The 19,346-nt window shown below is 48.9% G+C and carries 31 protein-coding genes and 3 pseudogenes; 25 read left to right on the forward strand and 9 right to left on the reverse strand.

Features of this window, described 5'->3' with window-relative positions:
- Window positions 1-41: 41 nt before the first annotated feature.
- Together DBY86_RS01280 and DBY86_RS14040 are read right to left on the reverse strand one after the other, a co-directional pair.
- Window positions 42-989 carry a bile acid:sodium symporter family protein gene (locus DBY86_RS01280; RefSeq protein WP_107818608.1) on the reverse strand — a complete coding sequence of 316 codons (948 nt, stop codon included), beginning with the start codon at window positions 987-989 and terminating at the stop codon, window positions 42-44.
- A 218-nt stretch (window positions 990-1,207) separates the two neighbouring features.
- Window positions 1,208-1,431 (reverse strand): annotated as a pseudogene (locus DBY86_RS14040) (hypothetical protein); the annotation flags it as partial.
- 165 nt (window positions 1,432-1,596) lie between these two features.
- Between DBY86_RS14040 and pgeF the strand changes: the two are divergent.
- The 5 genes from pgeF to DBY86_RS01315 all read left to right on the forward strand — a co-directional run bounded on the left by pgeF (window position 1,597) and on the right by DBY86_RS01315 (window position 5,037).
- Window positions 1,597-2,376 carry a peptidoglycan editing factor PgeF gene (gene pgeF / locus DBY86_RS01295; RefSeq protein WP_107818611.1) on the forward strand — a complete coding sequence of 260 codons (780 nt, stop codon included), beginning with the start codon at window positions 1,597-1,599 and terminating at the stop codon, window positions 2,374-2,376.
- Window positions 2,377-2,427: 51 nt separating this feature from the next.
- Complete coding sequence (locus tag DBY86_RS01300) at window positions 2,428-2,907, forward strand: LPS-assembly lipoprotein LptE (protein ID WP_107818612.1); 480 nt, start codon at window positions 2,428-2,430, stop codon at window positions 2,905-2,907.
- 1 nt (window position 2,908) lies between these two features.
- Entirely contained in the window at window positions 2,909-3,907 is a 999-nt protein-coding gene (holA, locus tag DBY86_RS01305; RefSeq protein ID WP_107818613.1) for a DNA polymerase III subunit delta, read from the forward strand.
- 120 nt (window positions 3,908-4,027) lie between these two features.
- Window positions 4,028-4,447, forward strand: coding sequence for a hypothetical protein (locus DBY86_RS01310; protein ID WP_003707923.1), 420 nt, complete (start codon window positions 4,028-4,030; stop codon window positions 4,445-4,447).
- 23 nt (window positions 4,448-4,470) lie between these two features.
- Window positions 4,471-5,037, forward strand: a complete 567-nt coding sequence (locus tag DBY86_RS01315) for an RDD family protein (protein ID WP_107818614.1) — start codon at window positions 4,471-4,473, stop codon at window positions 5,035-5,037.
- Between the two features lie 211 nt (window positions 5,038-5,248).
- Here the strand turns inward: DBY86_RS01315 and DBY86_RS01320 are convergent.
- Together DBY86_RS01320 and DBY86_RS01325 are read right to left on the reverse strand one after the other, a co-directional pair.
- Window positions 5,249-5,470: pseudogene (locus tag DBY86_RS01320) on the reverse strand (S24 family peptidase); the annotation flags it as partial.
- Window positions 5,471-5,626: 156 nt separating this feature from the next.
- The gene (locus DBY86_RS01325; RefSeq protein WP_002224561.1) at window positions 5,627-6,442 is read right to left on the reverse strand and encodes a transcriptional regulator; all 816 of its coding nucleotides are present in this window, start codon (window positions 6,440-6,442) and stop codon (window positions 5,627-5,629) included.
- A 128-nt stretch (window positions 6,443-6,570) separates the two neighbouring features.
- Here DBY86_RS01325 and DBY86_RS01330 point away from each other — a divergent pair, with 128 nt between their 5' ends.
- Complete coding sequence (locus tag DBY86_RS01330) at window positions 6,571-6,822, forward strand: helix-turn-helix domain-containing protein (protein WP_002232388.1); 252 nt, start codon at window positions 6,571-6,573, stop codon at window positions 6,820-6,822.
- Window position 6,823: 1 nt separating this feature from the next.
- On the forward strand, window positions 6,824-8,797 hold the full coding sequence (locus DBY86_RS01335) for a Mu transposase C-terminal domain-containing protein (RefSeq protein WP_159068531.1): 1,974 nt from the start codon (window positions 6,824-6,826) through the stop codon (window positions 8,795-8,797).
- Window positions 8,798-8,863: 66 nt separating this feature from the next.
- Here the strand turns inward: DBY86_RS01335 and DBY86_RS14045 are convergent.
- Window positions 8,864-8,950: pseudogene (locus DBY86_RS14045) on the reverse strand (GntR family transcriptional regulator); the annotation flags it as partial.
- A gap of 67 nt (window positions 8,951-9,017) precedes the next feature.
- Between DBY86_RS14045 and DBY86_RS01345 the strand changes: the two are divergent.
- From DBY86_RS01345 to DBY86_RS01380, 10 genes are all read left to right on the forward strand, one after another.
- Window positions 9,018-9,929: an AAA family ATPase gene (locus DBY86_RS01345; protein ID WP_107818616.1), complete on the forward strand. Its 912-nt coding sequence runs from the start codon at window positions 9,018-9,020 to the stop codon at window positions 9,927-9,929.
- A gap of 15 nt (window positions 9,930-9,944) precedes the next feature.
- Window positions 9,945-10,187: a toxin PIN gene (locus tag DBY86_RS01350; protein WP_004520480.1), complete on the forward strand. Its 243-nt coding sequence runs from the start codon at window positions 9,945-9,947 to the stop codon at window positions 10,185-10,187.
- 27 nt (window positions 10,188-10,214) lie between these two features.
- Complete coding sequence (locus DBY86_RS01355) at window positions 10,215-10,454, forward strand: hypothetical protein (protein WP_049323763.1); 240 nt, start codon at window positions 10,215-10,217, stop codon at window positions 10,452-10,454.
- A gap of 105 nt (window positions 10,455-10,559) precedes the next feature.
- Window positions 10,560-10,718 (forward strand): hypothetical protein, encoded by a 159-nt coding sequence (locus tag DBY86_RS13235; protein WP_199901008.1) that lies wholly within the window; start codon window positions 10,560-10,562, stop codon window positions 10,716-10,718.
- 156 nt (window positions 10,719-10,874) lie between these two features.
- Window positions 10,875-11,042 (forward strand): hypothetical protein, encoded by a 168-nt coding sequence (locus DBY86_RS13240; protein ID WP_199901009.1) that lies wholly within the window; start codon window positions 10,875-10,877, stop codon window positions 11,040-11,042.
- A gap of 85 nt (window positions 11,043-11,127) precedes the next feature.
- Window positions 11,128-11,649 carry a host-nuclease inhibitor Gam family protein gene (locus DBY86_RS01360; RefSeq protein ID WP_107818617.1) on the forward strand — a complete coding sequence of 174 codons (522 nt, stop codon included), beginning with the start codon at window positions 11,128-11,130 and terminating at the stop codon, window positions 11,647-11,649.
- A 138-nt stretch (window positions 11,650-11,787) separates the two neighbouring features.
- Complete coding sequence (locus DBY86_RS01365; protein WP_002213622.1) at window positions 11,788-11,988, forward strand: hypothetical protein; 201 nt, start codon at window positions 11,788-11,790, stop codon at window positions 11,986-11,988.
- 149 nt (window positions 11,989-12,137) lie between these two features.
- Window positions 12,138-12,728 carry an antA/AntB antirepressor family protein gene (locus DBY86_RS01370; protein ID WP_042507211.1) on the forward strand — a complete coding sequence of 197 codons (591 nt, stop codon included), beginning with the start codon at window positions 12,138-12,140 and terminating at the stop codon, window positions 12,726-12,728.
- A gap of 3 nt (window positions 12,729-12,731) precedes the next feature.
- On the forward strand, window positions 12,732-12,947 hold the full coding sequence (locus tag DBY86_RS01375; protein WP_002213624.1) for a hypothetical protein: 216 nt from the start codon (window positions 12,732-12,734) through the stop codon (window positions 12,945-12,947).
- Window positions 12,948-13,539: 592 nt separating this feature from the next.
- On the forward strand, window positions 13,540-14,025 hold the full coding sequence (locus DBY86_RS01380) for a DUF4760 domain-containing protein (protein ID WP_234403349.1): 486 nt from the start codon (window positions 13,540-13,542) through the stop codon (window positions 14,023-14,025).
- A 57-nt stretch (window positions 14,026-14,082) separates the two neighbouring features.
- Here the strand turns inward: DBY86_RS01380 and DBY86_RS01385 are convergent, their stop codons facing one another.
- The 4 genes from DBY86_RS01385 to DBY86_RS13245 form a co-directional block, all read right to left on the reverse strand.
- Complete coding sequence (locus DBY86_RS01385) at window positions 14,083-14,298, reverse strand: hypothetical protein (RefSeq protein ID WP_002213624.1); 216 nt, start codon at window positions 14,296-14,298, stop codon at window positions 14,083-14,085.
- Between the two features lie 3 nt (window positions 14,299-14,301).
- Window positions 14,302-14,880, reverse strand: coding sequence for a Rha family transcriptional regulator (locus DBY86_RS01390; protein ID WP_107818619.1), 579 nt, complete (start codon window positions 14,878-14,880; stop codon window positions 14,302-14,304).
- 104 nt (window positions 14,881-14,984) lie between these two features.
- Window positions 14,985-15,170, reverse strand: a complete 186-nt coding sequence (locus DBY86_RS01395) for a hypothetical protein (protein WP_002213621.1) — start codon at window positions 15,168-15,170, stop codon at window positions 14,985-14,987.
- A 272-nt stretch (window positions 15,171-15,442) separates the two neighbouring features.
- Entirely contained in the window at window positions 15,443-15,619 is a 177-nt protein-coding gene (locus DBY86_RS13245) for a hypothetical protein (RefSeq protein ID WP_199901010.1), read from the reverse strand.
- Between the two features lie 282 nt (window positions 15,620-15,901).
- Between DBY86_RS13245 and DBY86_RS01400 the strand changes: the two genes are divergently transcribed.
- The 8 genes from DBY86_RS01400 (at window position 15,902) to DBY86_RS13250 (ending at window position 19,290) form a co-directional block, all read left to right on the forward strand.
- Window positions 15,902-16,102 carry a hypothetical protein gene (locus tag DBY86_RS01400; protein ID WP_234403350.1) on the forward strand — a complete coding sequence of 67 codons (201 nt, stop codon included), beginning with the start codon at window positions 15,902-15,904 and terminating at the stop codon, window positions 16,100-16,102.
- A gap of 44 nt (window positions 16,103-16,146) precedes the next feature.
- A complete protein-coding gene (locus tag DBY86_RS01405) occupies window positions 16,147-16,338 on the forward strand; it encodes a hypothetical protein (protein WP_070441643.1) in 192 nt (63 codons plus the stop codon).
- Complete coding sequence (locus tag DBY86_RS01410) at window positions 16,335-16,751, forward strand: hypothetical protein (protein ID WP_107818620.1); 417 nt, start codon at window positions 16,335-16,337, stop codon at window positions 16,749-16,751. The genes DBY86_RS01405 and DBY86_RS01410 overlap by 4 nt, the downstream gene beginning before the upstream one ends.
- Before the next feature lie 153 nt (window positions 16,752-16,904).
- A complete protein-coding gene (locus DBY86_RS01415; protein WP_107818621.1) occupies window positions 16,905-17,306 on the forward strand; it encodes a regulatory protein GemA in 402 nt (133 codons plus the stop codon).
- A complete protein-coding gene (locus DBY86_RS01420) occupies window positions 17,306-17,746 on the forward strand; it encodes a Mor transcription activator family protein (protein WP_019272982.1) in 441 nt (146 codons plus the stop codon). Before DBY86_RS01415 ends, DBY86_RS01420 begins: the two co-directional genes overlap by 1 nt.
- A gap of 1 nt (window position 17,747) precedes the next feature.
- Entirely contained in the window at window positions 17,748-18,428 is a 681-nt protein-coding gene (locus tag DBY86_RS01425; protein ID WP_107818622.1) for a hypothetical protein, read from the forward strand.
- Window positions 18,429-18,571: 143 nt separating this feature from the next.
- Window positions 18,572-19,117 carry an N-acetylmuramoyl-L-alanine amidase family protein gene (locus tag DBY86_RS01430; protein WP_107818623.1) on the forward strand — a complete coding sequence of 182 codons (546 nt, stop codon included), beginning with the start codon at window positions 18,572-18,574 and terminating at the stop codon, window positions 19,115-19,117.
- On the forward strand, window positions 19,114-19,290 hold the full coding sequence (locus tag DBY86_RS13250) for a hypothetical protein (protein ID WP_199901011.1): 177 nt from the start codon (window positions 19,114-19,116) through the stop codon (window positions 19,288-19,290). The genes DBY86_RS01430 and DBY86_RS13250 overlap by 4 nt, the downstream gene beginning before the upstream one ends.
- Window positions 19,291-19,346 lie beyond the last annotated feature (56 nt).

Here is a 19,346-nt window from a genome sequence, read left to right on the forward strand (position 1 = left end):
TTTCGTTTGCCCCGTTCAGACGGCATTATGATGAAAGGCGTTTAGGGTTTTTTATGTTTACCGGCTTTAGCTGCCCAATAAGTTGCCAGCAGCGAGCCGGAGATATTGTGCCACACGCTGAACAATGCGCCCGGAACGGCAACGACCGGCGCGGCGGCAAAGTGTGCGGCGGCAAGCGCGGCGGCCAGGCCTGAGTTTTGCATACCGACTTCGATAGCCAGCGTTTTTTGTGCATCATAAGGCAGGCCGGTCCATTTGGCGGCAAAGAAGCCGAGCAGGTAGCCGATGCCGTTGTGGAGTACGACAACCGCAAAAATCAGCAGGCCGCTTTCCATAATCTTGCCTTTGCTTGCCCCGACTACCGCGCCGATAATCAGCACGATGGCGGCAACGGAAACCAGCGGCAGCGCATCGGTCAGCTTTTCGGTTTTACTGCCCAAAACCTTATGGACAATCAAACCCAAAACAATGGGGAGCAAAACCATTTTGACGATGGACATCAACATACCGACCGCTTGGATTTCCAGCATTTCACCGGCAAGCATCAGGAAGATGGCGGGAGTCAGCAATGGGGAAATCAGGGTGGAAACAGACGTAACGGCAACCGACAAAGCCACATTGCCACGCGCCAGATAGGTCATCACATTGGAAGCCGTACCGCCCGGGCAGCAGCCGACCAAAATCACGCCGACTGCGATTTCGGCAGGCAGGTTCAACAGTTTGGACAGCAGCCAGGCGGTTGTCGGCATAATGGCGAATTGTGCGATTACGCCGATGATGACGGCTTTGGGATGTTTGAACAAAATATCGAAGTCGGAAGGTTTGAGCGTCAAACCCATACCGAACATAATAATGCCCAGCAGCCAAGGAATATAAGGCCCCGCCCATTTGAAGGTGTCGGGCGCGAAAAAAGCGGTGGCGGCAAAGAGCGCGGCCCAGAGGGAAAATGTTTTTCCGATAAAGCTGCTGATTTTACTGAGGATATTCATAATAATGTGTTGCGTTTTTGTTTTTAAGGGAAGGCAAGCATACACGCCTTAACCTTAATTTGCAAAATGACCGCGCCTAAACAATGCCGTCTGAAAGTGGAGATTGGTTTTCAGACGGCATCGCCCGAGGGGTGTCGGAAACGGACTTTATCCCCATTCCTTTTCGGTTGAAACCCGTCTGTTTATAGCGATAGAATCTAATCGGAGGGCAGCCTCGTTCGGGCAACACGCAGTGCGGTGCTTGATGTGCCGTCCTCTGTTGAAACATATAAAGCTCGGAGAAAGTATAGTGGATTAAATTTAAACCAGTACGGCGTTGCCTCGCCTTAGCTCAAAGAGAACGATTCTCTAAGGTGCTGAAGCACCAAGTGAATCGGTTCCGTACTATTTGTACTGTCTGCGGCTTCGTCGCCTTGTCCTGATTTAAATTTAATCCACTATATATAAGGGCATCATTCCCGCGCCTGCAAGAATCCGAACCCGAACGTTTGAAAACAATCCCGAATCTCCGGATTCCCGCCTGTGCGGGAATGACGAAAAAACAAGCATCCATTTGCCCCGAAGGCAGTTAATCAACCCTTTCCGCCACACACCTATTCAATATCCAATGAAAACCATCACAGAAACCCTAAATCTTGCCCCGAAAGGCAAAAACTTCCTGACCGCCGATTGGCCCGCGCCCGCCAATGTGAAAACCCTGATTACCACGCGCAACGGCGGCGTGAGCCAAGGTGCGTATCAGAGTTTGAACCTCGGTACGCACGTCGGCGACGACCCTGAAGCCGTGCGCCGCAACCGCGAAATCGTGCAACAGCAGGTCGGATTGCCCGTTGCCTACCTCAATCAAATCCACAGTACCGTCGTCGTCAACGCTGCCGAAGCATTGGACGGCACGCCCGATGCCGACGCTTCCGTGGACGACACGGGCAAGGCTGCCTGTGCCGTGATGACCGCAGACTGTCTGCCCGTTCTATTTTGCGACAGGGCAGGTACGGCGGTTGCCGCCGCACACGCGGGCTGGCGCGGTTTGGCGGGCGGCGTATTGCAAAACACCATTGCCGCGATGAAGGTTCCGCCTGTTGAAATCATGGCGTATCTCGGCCCCGCCATCAGTGCGGATGCGTTTGAAGTCGGGCAGGACGTGTTTGATGCGTTCTGCACGCCCATGCCCGAAGCCGCCGCCGCATTTGAAGGCATAGGCGGCGGCAAATTCCTTGCCGACCTTTACGCGCTGGCACGCCTGATTCTGAAGCGCGAAGGCGTGGGCGGCGTGTACGGCGGCACGCATTGTACGGTTTTGGAACGGGACACTTTCTTTTCCTACCGACGCGACGGAGCGACAGGGCGTATGGCGAGCCTGATTTGGCTGGACGGCAATGCCGTCTGAACACGCCGCTGATATAATCTACCGACTTTGTGCTTTTGAGAAAGGCAAGCCATGAACAAACTGTTTCTTACTGCCGCAGTGCTGATGCTGGGCGCGTGCGGTTTCCACCTGAAAGGTGCAGACGGCATTTCTCCGCCGCTGACCTACCGGAGCTGGCACATCGAAGGCGGACAGGCATTGCAGTTTCCTTTGGAAATCGCGCTGTATCAGGCTTCGGGCAGGGTGGACGATGCTGCCGGCGCGCAGATGACCCTGCGTATAGACAGCGTTTCCCAAAACAAGGAAACCTATACCATTACCCGTGCGGCAGTCATCAACGAATATCTTTTAATCTTGACGGTTGAGGCACAGGCGTTGAAGCACGGCGAGCCGGTCGGCAAACCGATGACCGTGTCCGTCCGCCGCGTCCTTGCTTATGCCGACAACGAAATTTTGGGCAAACAGGAAGAAGAAGAAACCCTGTGGGCGGAAATGCGGCAGGATGCCGCCGAACAAATTGTCCGCCGCCTGACCTTTCTGAAGGCGGAATGACGTGGCGGCACATATCGGACGCATCGACACGGACGCGCCTTTGAAATCTCTGTATGTCATCCACGGCGAGGAAGAACTGTTGCGTATCGAGGCATTGGACGCATTGAGGGCGGCGGCGAAGAAGCAGGGTTATCTCAATCGCGAAGCCTATACCGCCGATGCGTCTTTCGATTGGAACGAACTGCTGCAAACCGCAGGCAGTGCGGGTCTGTTTGCCGATTTGAAGCTGTTGGAACTGCATATCCCCAACGGGAAACCCGGCAAAAATGGCGGCGAGGCGTTGCAGGATTTTGCCGCCCGACTGCCGGAAGATACGGTAACGCTGGTTTTGCTGCCCAAACTGGAGAAAACCCAGCTCCAGTCCAAATGGTTTGCCGCATTGGCGGCAAAGGGGGAAGTGTGGGAAGCCAAACCGGTCGGCGCGGCGGCCTTGCCCCAATGGATACGCGGACGGCTGGACAAAATCGGTTTGGGTATCGAGGCAGACGCATTGGCACTGTTTGCCGAGCGCGTGGAAGGCAATCTGTTGGCGGCGCGTCAGGAAATCGACAAGCTCGCGCTGCTGTATCCGAAAGGGCATACCGTCAATATCGATGAAGCGCAAACCGCCGTCGCCAATGTTGCCCGCTTCGACGTGTTCCAACTGGCAGGCGCGTGGATGAAGGGTGATGTGCCGCGCGTATGCAGGTTGTTGGACGGATTGCGGGAAGAAGGCGGGGAACCGGTGCTGCTTCTGTGGGCGGTTGCCGAAGACATCAGGACGCTGATCCGCCTTGCCGCCGCCTTGAAACAGGGTCAAAGCGTCCAAGCCGTCCGCAACAGCCTCAGGCTTTGGGGCGACAAGCAGACGCTCGCTCCGGCTGCGGTCAAACGGATTTCCGTCCCCCGCCTGCTTGACGCGCTGAAAACCTGTGCCGAAATCGACAGGATAATCAAAGGCGCGGAAGAAGGCGATGCGTGGGCGGCGTTCAAACAACTCGCCGTGTCGCTGGCGAAATAAAGCGGCAATCCCCAAAATACGAAAATACTGTAAAATACCGTTAATCCTGAAAAGTATTCACCAATCCGTCCGAAAACATTTCAGACGGCACGACCACCTTAATAAAGGAACATCAACCCTATGGACAATAAGACCAAACTGCGCTTGGGCGGCCTGATTTTACTGACTACCGCCGTCCTCAGCCTGATTATCGTGCTCATCGTCGATTCTTGGCCGCTCGCCATCCTGCTTGCCGCCATCATTGTCGCTGCCGCTGCGGGCGGTTTTGTTTGGACATCCCGCCGACAGCAGCGTCTGTTTATCGAACGTTTGAAAAAATTCGACATTGATCCGGAAAAAGGCAAAGTCAACGAGGCCAACCTGCGCCGGATGTACCACAGCGGCGGACAATATCAAAAAGATGCCGTCACATTAATCTGCCTGGCGCAAAAATGTTCGGTGGACGAGGCGCACGCTATGTTCAAAAAACGCCCGACCCGTCAGGAAATCAACCAAATGGCGGCAAAACAGTCGCGCGGTCAGAAACGTCCGCACCGTTAATCGTCCGAGGCATATCTGTATGAATGCCGTCTGAAACCCGCCCGTGCTTCAGACGGCATATTACGATTGAAAAGATGATGACACTGAAAACCGCCCCACTCAAACGCCGCTTTGCCGCCATATTGTATGAAATGCTGCTGGCAGGCGCGGCAACCTGTCCGGCGGCATTGCTTGCCGGCATTGCCGCCATTTTCCTCAATCCCGTCTCCGCTGCGCTTTCGGCATTGGTTACGAGCATCCTGATTGTCGGTTCGTGGTGGCTTTATTTCCGCGCCAACTGGCACGGGCAGGGGCAGACTTTGGCGATGAGGACGTGGAAAATCGGCTTGTGCGACCTTAACGGCATACAGCCGTCTTTGCACCTGCTGCGCCTGCGCTTTATTTGGGCGTGCATATTCACCGTATTCGTCCCCGCCCTTGCTTATGCCGGATTGCGCCACTTTCTCGGCATTCCGCCCAAGGGCGCGGCCGGTGCGGCATTGATTTGGCTGATTTTACCGTGGGGGTTCGCCCTGCTGAATCCCGACCGGCAGTTTCTGTATGACTTCCTTGCCGGAACGAGGTTGGTGGATGTGAAAGAACAATCTTGAATTTGTGGGGGACTGTTAGTTTTTGCACAAGGAACAAATAGAGTAAAAAACGCTGAAATCTTCGAAAGACGTGGATTTCGGCGTTTTTTTGTATCTGGAAAAGTTACACCAGCTTTTTCACGAAACCGCGCCGGAATGCGCGGTTTTCTGTTTTAAAGCTGACGAGATTAGGGAATTTTTAAAACTGTTTTAAGAGGTTTTTAAAATGGATTTAATCAATACTCCGGCCATACCACTCAACACGGCCTATGATGGCGATGTCGTCTTGGGCATTGCTCAAATCTATTTCAAACGGTGCGTAACGTGGATTTTCAGACGTTACAAGCAGTTTGCCCGGTATGCGTTGCACACGTTTGACAAAGAGGTCATTGCCTATACGCAAGACATATAGGCCGTCACGCGGGTCGGTTTCGGCGTGGTTGATGAGGATGTTTATAAAAGGCTTTAACTAGAAACTAAACATGGAACTCGTACAACAGTTCCATGTTTGAAAAAATCTCTTAATATCATACATCTAAAAAACAAAGCATCTGAAGACTATAAGCTAAACATGAAACTTGAATTTAAAGGCGGAGTTTCATGTTTAAGCCTATTTTTTCCGTTTTTTAGTCGATACTGCTGCATATGTTTTTTGCAAATCTTCATCACTTAATTCAGTCAGGCTTTCTACTGAGAAATTTTTTTCGAGGTAACTTTTCAACCAATCTTCAAGCTCAAGTTGTTTTACATTTAATTTGATATAAGCGTATTTCTTTTTTCGCCAGTCGGGATCGTTGTTCTTTGATGTTGCTGTATTACTCAACCTACCCAGCCATTTTCTGAGATAAGTTTCTGCTTTGTCGTAATCACTCAATGCGATTAGTTTGTAACTTGGAACTTTACAGTGAGCATTCAGACTAGCCCAAATTGCACGGATTGATTTTGGCGATCGTTTGGCAATCTCTTCGGCTGCGGCAACTTGTTTAACAAGTTGTTGCAGCTTTGAGGCTTGCTCAAGCGTTATGTGTTCCTTACCGGGTTTTGAATCGACACGGGTTCTGATGACATGATTCTGGGTATTAATTTGATGAACAACAGAACCAGATGAGGCGATAACAGCGTTACTGACGTTGCCGTTAATCTGATTTTCAACGTTTGATTTGCCAATAGCGTCGTCCAGTTTTTTATTAAGGTCGTCTGAAACAGCATTTAAATTTGCCGAATGAATGCCTGTAAAGACAAATTGAATATCCACCCCTAATTGGACAGCAGCAAGTAAAAAGTCCGCAGGAATGTTGACCTGCCCGCTTTCATACAGTCTCAAACTTTCTGCACTGCATCCAGTTTGCTCAGCAAAATTCTTTCGAGAGTATCCAAGTCGGCTTCTCTCTTCAACTAAATTCAATGCTAAATCAATGCGTTCCATAAAAAACACCGCAAAATAGTACCAAATATATTTGCTATACCAAATATTTTGGGTATATCATTCAGGTAACAGTTAAGGCAGGCATTAAAGCCTGTAAGGTAAGTAAGGGATTCTATCATGGAGGCATTATGCAAGCGAACGAAATCTATAAATCCTTAGAAGAAAAAAATATATCGGCAAGAATGTTGGCTTCGGCTTTAGGGGTAACTAACCAATCTGTTTCTGAGGTCATAAGAAATGGACGAGGAAGCAAAAGAATTGCGGAAGCAATCGCGAAAGTGATTCAAAAAGATTTAGTTGAAGTTTTTCCGCATTACAAGAAAACAGATTGTCGAGACAAAAAGATAGCTGAATTGAAAGAGATGCTCGGAGTGGGTTGAAATGGAATATATGGACCTCAAAAGCCTGCTTGATTTTGGGTTGCCAAATATGCCAAGAACAGTAATAGGGCTGAGAAAAAAAGCGCAAAGGGATGGTTGGCAAACGAGAAGGCGTCAAGGTAAGGGTGGTGGTGTTGAATATGCCCTACCTATTGAAATCCGAGCCGCCATCATGAAACGGCAGTCGGACGAACTGGCGGAGAAGATGCCGAAAATGCTGCCCCAAGTCAGACCGGGGACGGCGATGTCGGCTCAGGCACTGGCTGAAGCGGCCAAGCTGTTGAACGAGAAACAACGGTCGGTGGCGGATGCGCGATGTGCGGTGGTGGCGGCGGTGTTGGGTATCAAATATCAATACGGTTGCTCTGCGAAGGCTGCGGTGGCTCAGTTTTTGGGCTTGCTGGCAGAAGGCAAATTGGACGCGGTTACGCTTGGGAATTTGGAAAAGGCCAATGACCGCAGCCGGTCGGCGAAGGTTGGCGAACGTACTTTAGACGGCTGGATTTCTGCTTATTTGAAAGCGGAAAACGCGACGGAGCGGCTGGTGGCTTTGGCTCCGAAGACGACGAAGGCGGTTAAGCCGATTGAGAGCTACGGTTGGTTGCCGATGTTTATGCAGTTTCACAATATCCCGTCCGCGCCGAAGCTGGCGCACAGCTACCGCCGGTTTGTGCAGTGGGCGGAAGCGGAAAATATGCCGGTCAATGATGTGCCTAACTTGAGTATGGTGCGGCGCGTTTGGGACAAGCTGCCGCTGATTATGCAGGAGCGCGGCAGGAAAACGGGGGCGGCTTATAAATCGCTGCTGCCTTATGTGAAACGTGATTGGGGGGCTTTGAAGCCAAACGATGTTTGGATCGGCGACGGCCACAGCTTTAAGGCGAAGGTGGCACATCCGGTACACGGCAGGCCGTTTAAGCCTGAAGTTACGGTGATTATTGATGGATGTACGCGGTTTGTGGTGGGATTTTCGGTGTCGCTGGCTGAAAGTTGCGTAGCAGTGTCGGACGCTCTGCGTATCGGGGTCAAGCACTATGGTTTGCCGATTATTTATTACTCGGATAACGGCGGCGGTCAGACGGGTAAGACGATAGACCATGAAATCACGGGTATTACGTCCCGACTGGGTATCCGACATGAAACGGGTATCGCGGGCAACCCGCAAGGTCGAGGCATCATCGAGCGATGGTGGAAAGACAATCTGATTGAGATGGCGCGCCAGTATGAGACGTTTGCGGGCGCGGGGATGGACAGCAGTACGAAGAACCTGATGTACCGCAAGATGGAAAGTGCGTTCAACGCCTTGGAAAAAGGCAAGGATTTGACGGAGGAGCAACAGAAATATTTGAAAAAACTGCCGAGCTGGTCGCGTTTTATCGCGGATGTGGTCAAGTGTATCGACGAATACAACAACCGCCCGCACGGCGAGCTGCCCCGACATCCGGACGGCGGGCATTATTCGCCGAAGGCTTATCGGGAAATGAGGCTGGAACAGGACGGTATCGCGCCGGATATGTTGTCGGCGGAAGAGCTGGCGACGATGTTTATGCCGCAAGAGGTGCGAAAGGTACAGCGCGGTTGGCTGGATTTGTTCAACAACTCTTATTTCTCAACCGGGCTGGCGGAGTATCACAAAGACGAGGTACGGGTCAGCTACGATTTGAGCGATGCGTCGGCGGTCAATGTGTTTGATATGGACGGCAAGTTTATCACTAAGGCGCAGGCCAACGGCAATACACGCGAGGCTTTCCCGACGGCGCGTATCGACCAACTGGCGGAAAAACGCCGAAAAGGCAAAATCAAGCGGGCGGAAAATGCAATCAAGCTCGCGAATGCGGAAGTCAATCCGGCACTGGAACAGGCGGCAGCTTGGGACGAGCTGGGACATTTGGGCGGAAACGTCATCGAGGCGGAGTATGCGGTATTGCCGAAAACGGGCACAGACGATTTTGTGTTGTTTGAGGCGGATAGATAAAGGAAAACATGATGGACAAACAGCAAAATGCGGCGTTTTCGGCCGAGCTTATTGAAAAATTGAAACTCAAGCGAGCTCTTGGGCGGATTCAACGACTTCAAGCAAAGATTCAAGGTGTTCCCGCTGGACAGAATCAGGCTCAAACGTTTTTGCCTAAACCGAAAAACTCTTTCATTTCAGACGGCCTTTAAAGGTTGTTTAAAACTCAAGGATATTAAAAATGAAACAAATCAATCAAGCATTGCAACAAAAACTGGTTGAATTTAAAGAAAAATCGGGTATGAACCAAACCCAACTGGCACGCGGTATCGATACTTCGCCGGCCTCCATCAGTATGTATCTGAACGGCACTTATGCCGATAAAGGCGGCAATTATGAAACCATCGAGACGAAAATCGAGGCGTTTTTGGAGATGCAGGAAAGTAAGGCGCGACGTGAAGAGCTGGTGTTGGGTTTTGTATCGACTAAGACGACCCGCCGTATTGCGGAAGTGATGCGCGATGCGCATGAGGCTGGCGAGATTGCCGTCATTTACGGTCAGGCAGGCTTGGGCAAGACGCAGGCGGTCAAAAACTACTGCGAAAAACACGGAGCCATACTGATTGAAGCGAACCCGAGCTTTACGGCTTTGGTATTGATGAAGAAATTGGCAGCATCCGTCAAATTGACGACCAGTGGAACACTTAACGATTTATTTGAGGAGACGGCTTACCGTTTAGGTGGCTCTGAACGGCTGATTGTGGTCGATGAGGCGGAAAACCTGCCGCAACGCGCCCTTGAAATTGTACGCCGTCTGCACGATGAGACGGGCTGCGGCTTGGTGTTGAGCGGTATGCCCCGACTGGTGGCTAACCTGCGCGGTAAGCATGGCGAGCTGGTACAGCTTTACAGCCGCGTGTCGGTTGCGCTGAATTTGGGCGAATCTTTGCCGGACGAGGAACTCTTTGAGATTGCGAAAGCGGCTTTGCCTGATGCGGACGAAGAAACGCTTTTTGAATTGGTTAAACACAGCAACGGCAATACGCGCCGGATGAGCAAATTGATGCGCGGCGCGGTACGCACGGCAAACAAGAACGGTATCAAGGTGCAGGCCGGTATCGTTAAGAAATACAGCTCCCTGATTATCCGATAAGAAAGGCCGTCTGAAATGAGACACGAATATGCGGTACACGCCGGAGTCTATGAGGACACTTGGCACGATTATGAAACCCATAAACGTCGCAAGATTTGGCGGGCGGATGTGCGCGGCAAGCGCAAAGAAGGCTTTGCATGGTTGCAAATCCGCCGACTGCGGAAACGCTTCGAGAGCAAAGAGGAAGCCAAGGAATGGGCTGCTCAAGTGAAGGCGGATTGGGTACGCAATAATTTTTTTGCCTTAAGAAAATATTAAGTAATTGATTTATAAGGAAATAGGAAAATGTCTAATTTGTTTTGCGAACGAAAAACCAAGTGGATCGGTTTGGCTTTTTGGTTGTTGTTTTGGGCGGTTTTGGTGGGAACGATGCTTCACAGCTGCTCTAAGCCGGTGGTGTCGGCGGCGAAGTTGGAAATGTCACGCCGAGAGCGGATGGCGGATTTGGAGGCAAAGGCCTTGGGCGAGCAATACGAGTCGATGAGTACGGAAGAAAAAATGAAAGGGATTGTTTATGAGCGATAAGCCAATTTTATTGGGCCCTGCGGCGAAAAAAGAGGCTTTGGATCGGGCGGTAAAGGAAATCCGCGCGAAATATGGCGATAAGGCGATTGTGAAAGGATGTGTGAAATGAGTTTCGGACGACGCAATACGGATTGGCAGGCTTGGGGACAACACCGCAGGCGTGCGACGGCGCGAATGGCGCAAAAAAACAGAGAGCGTGAAATCGAGGAATATCAGGCGCGTTTTAAACGGCCTGCCGATGAGAAAAAGGAGGAGAAAAAATGATTTGGTCTGAACTGCCGGCCGGAATCGTCGTGTTGCACATAATCGGCAAATGCCATGACGGGTATGACGACAATTAAAACGGTAAGCCGTTGATGTTGCTCTATATTTTTTTGCCTTATTGAAAATATAAGGTACTGATTTAAAAGGATTTAAGAAATGAATGCAAAAGAAATTGCAGAATGGCTCGAAGACCGTGGCGAGCTGATGGTCATGAAGAAGGACGGCGAAGGCTTTGTCATCGCTGCGCGTGCGCCGGACGGGATGTGGAAGACTGCCGAGGCGGAAACTTTGGCACGGGCGATAACTTTATGGGAGGAAGTGTGATGAAGGGAGAAAAACAATCCAAGCGCGAACGCGAACAAGGCTTGAGCAAGCCGAAATGTTAAACCCAACCCGAAAGGAAAAGAAAATGGCTAAAACCCGAATCAAACAGCCCGCTATCGAAGCGGCACAAGACAAAGCGGAAGTCACTGCGTTTATCCGCAAAATCGGCGACTTGCAGCGCGAAGTCAAACGCCTGGAAACCGAAGCCGGAGACAAAAAAGCGGCCATCGAAGAAGAATATGCCGCCCAAGCCGCGCCGATGTGTGCCGAAATCATGAGCCTGACCGAACGTGTGGCCGCATACTGCGAGGCACATAAGGACGAGCTGACGGAAAACGGTAAAACCAAAACCGTGGACTTTACTACCGGCCTGATTAAATGGCGCATCCGTCCGCCATCCGTCAAGGTAACGGGCGTGGCCGCTGTCTTGGCGTGGCTCTCGGAAAAATCCGCCTTTGCCGAGTTTGTCCGCACTAAAAAGGAAATCGACAAAGACGCCATCCTGAATCAAAAAGAGCGTTTTTCAGACGGCCAAGTGCCGGGGATTAAGATTGTGAGCGGCGTGGAGGATTTTGTGATTGAGCCGACGGAGCAGGAGTTGTCATAGATATGACTACAAACAAAAAGGCCGCCTGAAACAGGTTTTAAACCCCATTTCAGACGGCTTTTTGTTGTAATACATCTTGATTAAAATGGTTTTTAGTATTACCATAATCGTGTTTTAAAACCTATTTAAAGGAAGATTATGGACTCGATTAAAAAGGCTCAAGAAAAATACGCACTCAAGCGAGTAGTGAAAACAGTATCGTTCAATTCTGAAAAAGAACTTGATTTAATTAAATTTTCTGAAAATTTAGATTTTTCAAACTGGGTAAAATCGAAAATTAGAGGAGATATGGAATCGGAAAAATTCAAAAAGAAAGCAAAAAAGAATATTGATAAATAGAATTACCATAATTTAAAATTTCCATATCTTGTGGTGCACAAGATATGGAAATCCCCGATAAGTGACAGCTTATCGGGGATAGTGGAAAAGCAACGTTAGAGCGTTCTTTCCCTTGTCATCTCAACCTTGAAATGAAAGATAATTTTACCATGAATACCCAACTCATCCCAACTGTTTCAGGTCAATTGGACAATCAAACACAAGCACTGGTTGATGCTCATGACCTGCATAAGTTCTTAGGTGTGGAAACACCATTTTCTAAATGGATTCAGCGTCGCATTGAAGAATACGGATTTACACAAGCCCTTGATTTTATCGGCGTGGACAAAATTGTCCGCACCGAAGCAGGTTTCTTTGGACAGCGTGATAAAACTGTTCAGGGGTATTATTTATCCCTCGACATGGCAAAAGAGCTGTGCATGGTTGAACGCAACGACAAAGGACGCCAAGCCCGCCGATATTTTATCGAAATGGAGAAACAGGCAAAAGCCCTGCCTGATGCCGTGCTATACCGCATCGATGCATTGGAAGACGCCTATTTCCAAGCCGCGCCCGAAATGCTCGCGCTGCTGCGCTACCGCAGTATGGGCTTGAACCTGACCGAAATAGGCAAACTCTTGGACATGAACCCCGGCGCGGTTTCCTACCGTCTCAAAAAACTCAACGATTTGGGTTTCTTGGAATATGTCCCCAAGCCCAAAATGGTGGTGCAACAACAGTCTTTGGGATTGGAGGGTTAAGCCATGAATACCACCTATACCCTGACTTTCGACCAAGACAGCCTCAAAGCCCTGAATCTGCTGGTGTTCACGCTCAACCATCTGAAAGTTTTGGATATGGACATGGAAGGAATCGAAGACGGTTTGTCTGCCGTGATTGAAACCGCCTCCGAGAAAGCCGACAAGCTGTCCGCCGCTTTCTACAACGCCGTGTACGAGCAGGAAGAGAAAGCAGCCTGAATGTAGGGCATGAAAAAAGGCCGTCTGAAACAGGTTTTAAACCCCATTTCAGACGGCCTTTAATCCAGCTTTAAACGCCAAAGAAAAATAAAATCAACGAAAGAAAAAACCAAACCACCCCGAAGCAGTAATAAATAAAGGCTTTTTTTCGGGCGCGCATAGCCTCTTTTTCTCCTTCTTTCACTTTTTCCCACACGAGAAAAGCGGTTTCCAATTTTCGGTTGGCGTTTTCGGTTAGGGCGTGGATGTAGAAGGAATCGCGTGCGGCAGTTCTTAAAAATTCCAGCTCAAGTGTTTTAAAGTCTTTAACAGGGGATTTAACAACAGTTTTAACAAGCTGTTTAAATCTTCTGTTAAATTTTTACAATAAACCATATATTCCAATATTTCAAAATATTTTTAATATAAAACACAATATATTGTATTTTTAATGTGGAGTAGCAAGTAAATTTAGGCCGTTAGAGTCCGCTAGAATTCGCTTTATTTGAATGAATGTATTAAAATTAAAGCATTGCTAATTTAGTGATTAACAACCAATGTTAGGAGGGAGCCATATGAAAAAAACTTATTCTGAAGGATGGGATGTATAAAAGTGGAAATTGTTATTTTACTCTCTGGGCTAGGCACCTGTATTGCTACAGTTTACCTAGCCCTTTTTGCAAGTAAACAACTTGATGAACAGCGTATTCATCATAAACAGAAATCTACGGTCGAGCTTCTGATTTCAAATAACAATAACCCGTTTTATCGTGATCAGCGCAAGTTGTTTGTTGATATGCGTCGAAATGGGGAAAATTTTACTTCTCTTGCCTGTAAAATTAACGAATCTGGTGCTCACGAAGGAAAAAATGCCACTATTTTGGCTGTTTTGAATTCAATTGAGTTTATTTGTGTGGGCATCAAAGAAGATATTTTTGATGAGGCTGTTTACAAAAGGATGAGCCGTAGTAGCGTGATTAATGACTGGAATACTTTAAAGCCATATGTAATGGAACTTAGACGCTTAAACGGAAACAATGAAAAGTTATTTTGTGAATTTGAATGGTTGGCGGGGAAATGGATAGAAGAGGATAAATAGGTTTTCGGCAAAAAGGCCGTCTGAATCATTCAGACGGCCTTTTTTCATGCCTTATATTCAGGCTGCCTTCTCTTCCTGCTCGTACACGGCGTTGTAGAAAGCGGCGGACAGCTTGTCGGCTTTCTCGGAGGCGGTTTCAATCACGGCAGACAAACCGTCTTCGATTCCTTCCATGTCCATATCCAAAACTTTCAGATGGTTGAGCGTGAACACCAGCAGATTCAGGGCTTTGAGGCTGTCTTGGTCGAAAGTCAGGGTATAGGTGGTATTCATGGCTTAACCCTCCAATCCCAAAGACTGTTGACCGTGTGCCGTTGCCAAGGCGCGGCGGTTGCGGTATTTCGGGTCGGGGCGGTATCCGGTCAGACCCAAATCGGCGAGTTGTTTGAGGCGGTGGCGAACGTTGGACGGAGCAATACCCAAGAGCTTGGCGGCTTCCGCCTGATTCAAGCCCATTTCGATGTAGCGCAACAGGTGCGCCATATCGGGGCGGGCGGAAAGGTAGGCGGTTTTGAGCTTGTCCGATGCCGGCGCGCGGCAGCGGGCAGCTTCGGCTTCCAGGGCGTTGAAGGCGGCGATGTATTTTTCCTTCCACTGCGCGGCAGCTGAGCCGGTAAAGCCCATGCACAGGAACACGAAGCCGTCGCGGGTGATTTCGTAGGCGGGTTTTTCGCGGTTCATTCCGTCGCGGTAGGAGATGGGCTGAAAATTCAGCTTTACAAACTCGTCTGAACATTCGAGGTTTTCAATTGCTTGAAGGACGTTCTTGTGCTTCTTGCCGAAATGGTTGCTGATTTCTAAGGAGGTGGTAACCAAACGGTTGCCGGAAATGCGTACTAAGGTTTGAGTTGTCATGATATAATGACCTTTCTGTTTACTCGGTTAAATGGACAGGAAAAGAACGTTACAGCGTTGCTTTCCCACTGTTCCCCCGATGTTCCACCATCGGGGGAATTTTCTTATTTCATTTTTTCCTTCATGACTGATTTAACCCAGTTTGAAAAGTCGGGAATTTCTTTTTGCATAAAATCCACTAACTCTTTCTCTCTTTCCAAATGGAAAGAAACTGTTTTCATCAGCCGCTTTTGGTCATACTTTCGCTGATATTCAGCTTGTTTTGCTTTTAGCGTTTTTTCATCAGGCATAGGCAATCCTTGATTTTTAAAACCGTTGTAGTAAAATGGCTTGCAGAAAGGTTGGCGAAAGGGGCGCGGTGTTCTGCCACCCCTTGTGTTTAATCAACTTGCTTAGTAAGCCGGACTACAGCTTAAAAGCAGAATGATGAAAAAAACAACTTTCGCCAGTTTTGTCATTTCCACAAGCCTCCTTTCTATCCGATAAGCCCCCGAAGTTGCCGCTTCGGGGCTTTGCTTTATCGGATAGGCGTATTATCTAGTATTTCTAGATTTTAATCAAGTTATTTTTTCATCCTTTCTCGGATCATGTCTTTAACCATTTGGGAAAAATCGACATTTCCTATAAACTTCAGCAAGTCGGCTTCTTTTTCCAGATTGAATGAAACGTGCTTGACAAGCCTTTTTTGCTCGTATTTTTTCCGATACTCGGCTGCCTTTTTGGCTTTTTCGTCATCCATAGGCAAACTCCTTGATTTTTTAAACCGTATTTTGTAAGATTGGGACTGGGGACGGCGGCGACCGCCCCCAGCTGGTCAGTCTTTAGTAGGCATTAGCACTTGCCAACATGAAAACTGCGACCAAGATGAGAATTTGAATAGTGCGTTTATTCATCTTCTTTCTCCCAGTTGAGCCCCGCTTCGGTGGGGCTTTTCCCGTATCGGGCTTCACTGCCCCGATGAATCGAATTATATCGTAACACGATAAAAAGTCAAGCCTTTCCCCAACAAAATCAAAGAAAAATGCCGTCTGAAAACAGCTCGAATGCTGTTTCAGCGGCATTTTTTGTTGTCGGGCATCAATGCCCTGCCATTTGTGCGGCGTTGCGGTTATGTAAATCAAGATATGGTATTTTAGTGTGTATTTTTGGAAGAAATTTACCATATATAGTATTAAAATATTATACAGTTGTTTTATATGGGTTTGATTTTCTTGAAAAATAAATCCTATATGCTAATATTTGCGCTATTTAAGCGAGGTTAAAAAAATGAATACCATCAAAGAATATACGACAGTCCGCGAACGGCTGCTCAATGCTGCCGATTATTTGGAAGAAGTCCGTAAAGACCGTAAGACGGGCAATATTGCGTCCGTGGAATTTGTGCCGCCGAAAATCGGGGCTCGGGGTTACGGCAAATTCAAAGTCCGTTACAAAACCTTGGTGGCGGTTGATTTATGAGCGGGGAAAAATCCGAGAATCTGCCGGTCGATGAACAGCAGAAAATGCTTCAGGAGTTTTTAGAACTTCAAAAACAGGATATTGCGGTCAAACAGAAGGAGTTGGAAAGCCGTAAGGACGAAATCCAATCTCACGAGCGCATTGCACTGGCTACCATCGAAGCGCAAAAACAGGGCGAACAGCAACATGGTGAGATTTTCAAAGAGGTACATAAACGCCGTCTGAATGCCGTGATTGCTGTTGCTTTTCTGATTGCCGCCGTGCTGATTACTGCGTTATGGCGCGATAAGGACAGCGTCGCTATTGAAATTGTCAAAATCGGCGGGGCGGTAGCTTTGGGATATTTTGCAGGAATCAACAGAGGTAAAGCGCAAACCTTGGAAAAGCAACGGCGCGAAAAAGACAGTGATTAGATTGTAGTAAAAAAGGCCGTCTGAAACGTTTTCAGACGACCTTTTTTCATGCCTGTCCGTTTCGTAAAAAAACAGCGGCTTACTACAATATATAGTATTTTATATGTATAATATGCATCAATTAATCAATATATTGTGTTTTATGGGTTTGAAATGCGCCGGGCGTTGATTGCGAAAATTAAGATTGCTCAAAAGGAGCTGGGCTTGGACGACGGTACCTATCGCGCGGTGTTGGAGTGTGTGACGGGTAAGCGATCGTGTACGGAGTGCAGTATCCCTGAGCTGGAGCGCGTGGTCGAGGATTTGCGCCAACATGGGTTTGCGCCGAAAAAAACGGCAGGCCGACGGCCGAACCGCCGAAGCTCTGCCGATCCGATGATGCGCAAAATCGAAGCCCTGCTGCTGGATAACGGCTGGACTTGGAATTATGCGCATGGTACGGCGAAAAAGATGTTTAGGGTTGACCGTGTGGAATGGTTGTCTGACGGCAATATGCACAAGCTGGTGGCGGCGTTGCAGATTGCTGCGAACCGCCGTAAGAAAGGGGCTATGTGATGTATGAGACGGCAGATTTTGGCGCGGTCAAGCATCTGCTCCCTGATAGTGTACAGGCGTTGATTACGGTCATCGGGTTTAATGAAACGCTGGAGCTGGTGCGCCTGATGGGCGGTACGACTTATCCTTTGCGGCAGGGTTATACGAAAAACAGTCAATCCCGTGTTGCATACTTGGAGGAGATTATCGGCAGTGAGGCGGCCGGTCGGCTGGTGGAGGCAATGGCTCCGTGCAATCTGTTTGTACCCCGTTGCGAGACGGCCTTGTATGAGCTGCGTAACCGTAAAATCCGCAGTCAGTTTGACCGGCAGACGGCAGGCGGCACCCCTGCTTATGAGGCCGTTAACGATTTGGCCTTGGCACACCGCCTAAGCGACCGCCATGTGTGGCGGATTTTGAAGCAGGCGGATAAGGAAGCGGAGCAGGAGAATTTGTTTTAGAATGGGATGCCATGCAGATGTATGGCATTTTATTTTGGAGAAAAATATGAAAACGTTTTATTTTGTGCTGCTGGCGTTGGGTTTGGCAGCGTGTGGGCAAGTATCAGAGGAAGTCAAACCGACAGCCCCAGCACAGCAAGAAACTCAGCCTGACCCGAAAGTGAAAATCGTGGAGCGCCTGAAAAACGAAGAATACTTTATAGGGGAGAATAATTTAGACAAAATCCGCCGGCACGGCGAACTGAAAAGCCATGCGGAAAAATTGGTGGCATTGCTTGCTCAAGCTGAAAAGGAGAGCCGCGACATGGTGTTAAACGGTAGCAATTTGGCGGAGGTCAAGACATTTAACGAGGCTTTTATCGCTGTCGCCAAGTCAGCCGATGAAACTTTCGGTGGGCCATTTTTGGAAGATAAGGCTGGATTGTATCAGTGTACCAATGCCGCCAATGCCGCATATGACTACTTTACCGCCAGACAAAACCAAAACGCTATGGTTGCCAATTATAAACAAAACTACAACAACGCTATGGCTGCTTGTAAAGAGCAAATTAAACATCCTCCTGAAGCTGAGGCAACTGTCTATGCCCGTAAAGGTATTAATCTGCCTATAAATGATTGTTTAGTCGTGTTGACCGGAGATGAACCATTTGACACATTTACTTGTCCGATGAAAATCAAATAAGGTTGAATCATGCCAAGGCCGTCTGAACAACAGACGGCCTTTTTGTTGCCTACTGACACTGTTTCGCCCGCTGCAAAAGCCATGCCGTTTGAAAATGTAAGCCTCTGAAAGTGCATTTTAATCTGATTTTGAGGAAGGCTTTAATGAGCAAAATTATTTGTCTGACTGCCGGACACAGTAACACCGACCCGGGCGCGGTCAACGGAAGCGACCGTGAGGCGGACTTGGCGCAGGATATGCGCAACATTGTGGCTTCAATCCTGCGTAACGATTACGGCCTGACCGTACGCACCGACGGCGAAGGCAAAGGCAATATGCCGCTGCGCGAAGCTGTAAAACTGATTCGCGGCTCGGATGTGGCGATTGAGTTCCATACCAACGCGGCGGCGAACAAAACGGCGACAGGCATCGAAGCCTTGTCCACGCCGAAAAACAAACGCTGGTGTCAGGTATTGGGCAAGGCTGTTGCCAAGAAAACCGGCTGGAAACTGCGCGGCGAAGACGGCTTTAAACCCGACAATGCGGGCCAGCATTCGCGTCTGGCTTATGCGCAGGCCGGCGGCATTGTGTTTGAGCCTTTTTTCATCAGCAACGACACTGATTTGGCCTTGTTTAAGGCTACAAAATGGGGTATCTGCCGCGCGATTGCGGATGCGATTGCAATCGAACTGGGAGCGGTGAAGGTATGAGAAAGTCTTTGATTGCTTTGGCTCTGTCTGTCTTGAAACCGCAGATGCCTGAATTTGAGATTAAGCCTGCCAGTATTGGCTATTTGAAACAACATCCGTCTATGCGCCCGGGTAAGTCGGGCGTGGCGGCAGCCAAACGCGCGGCGCGTAAACGCAAGGCGAGAAAATGCTGAAAACACGTCTGATTTGTTGGATTTTGAATTTGGTATCAAATGATTGGGAAGTCCGA

The organism is Neisseria bergeri (genome assembly GCA_003044455.1).
In the GTDB taxonomy this organism is placed as follows: Bacteria; Pseudomonadota; Gammaproteobacteria; order Burkholderiales; family Neisseriaceae; genus Neisseria; species Neisseria bergeri.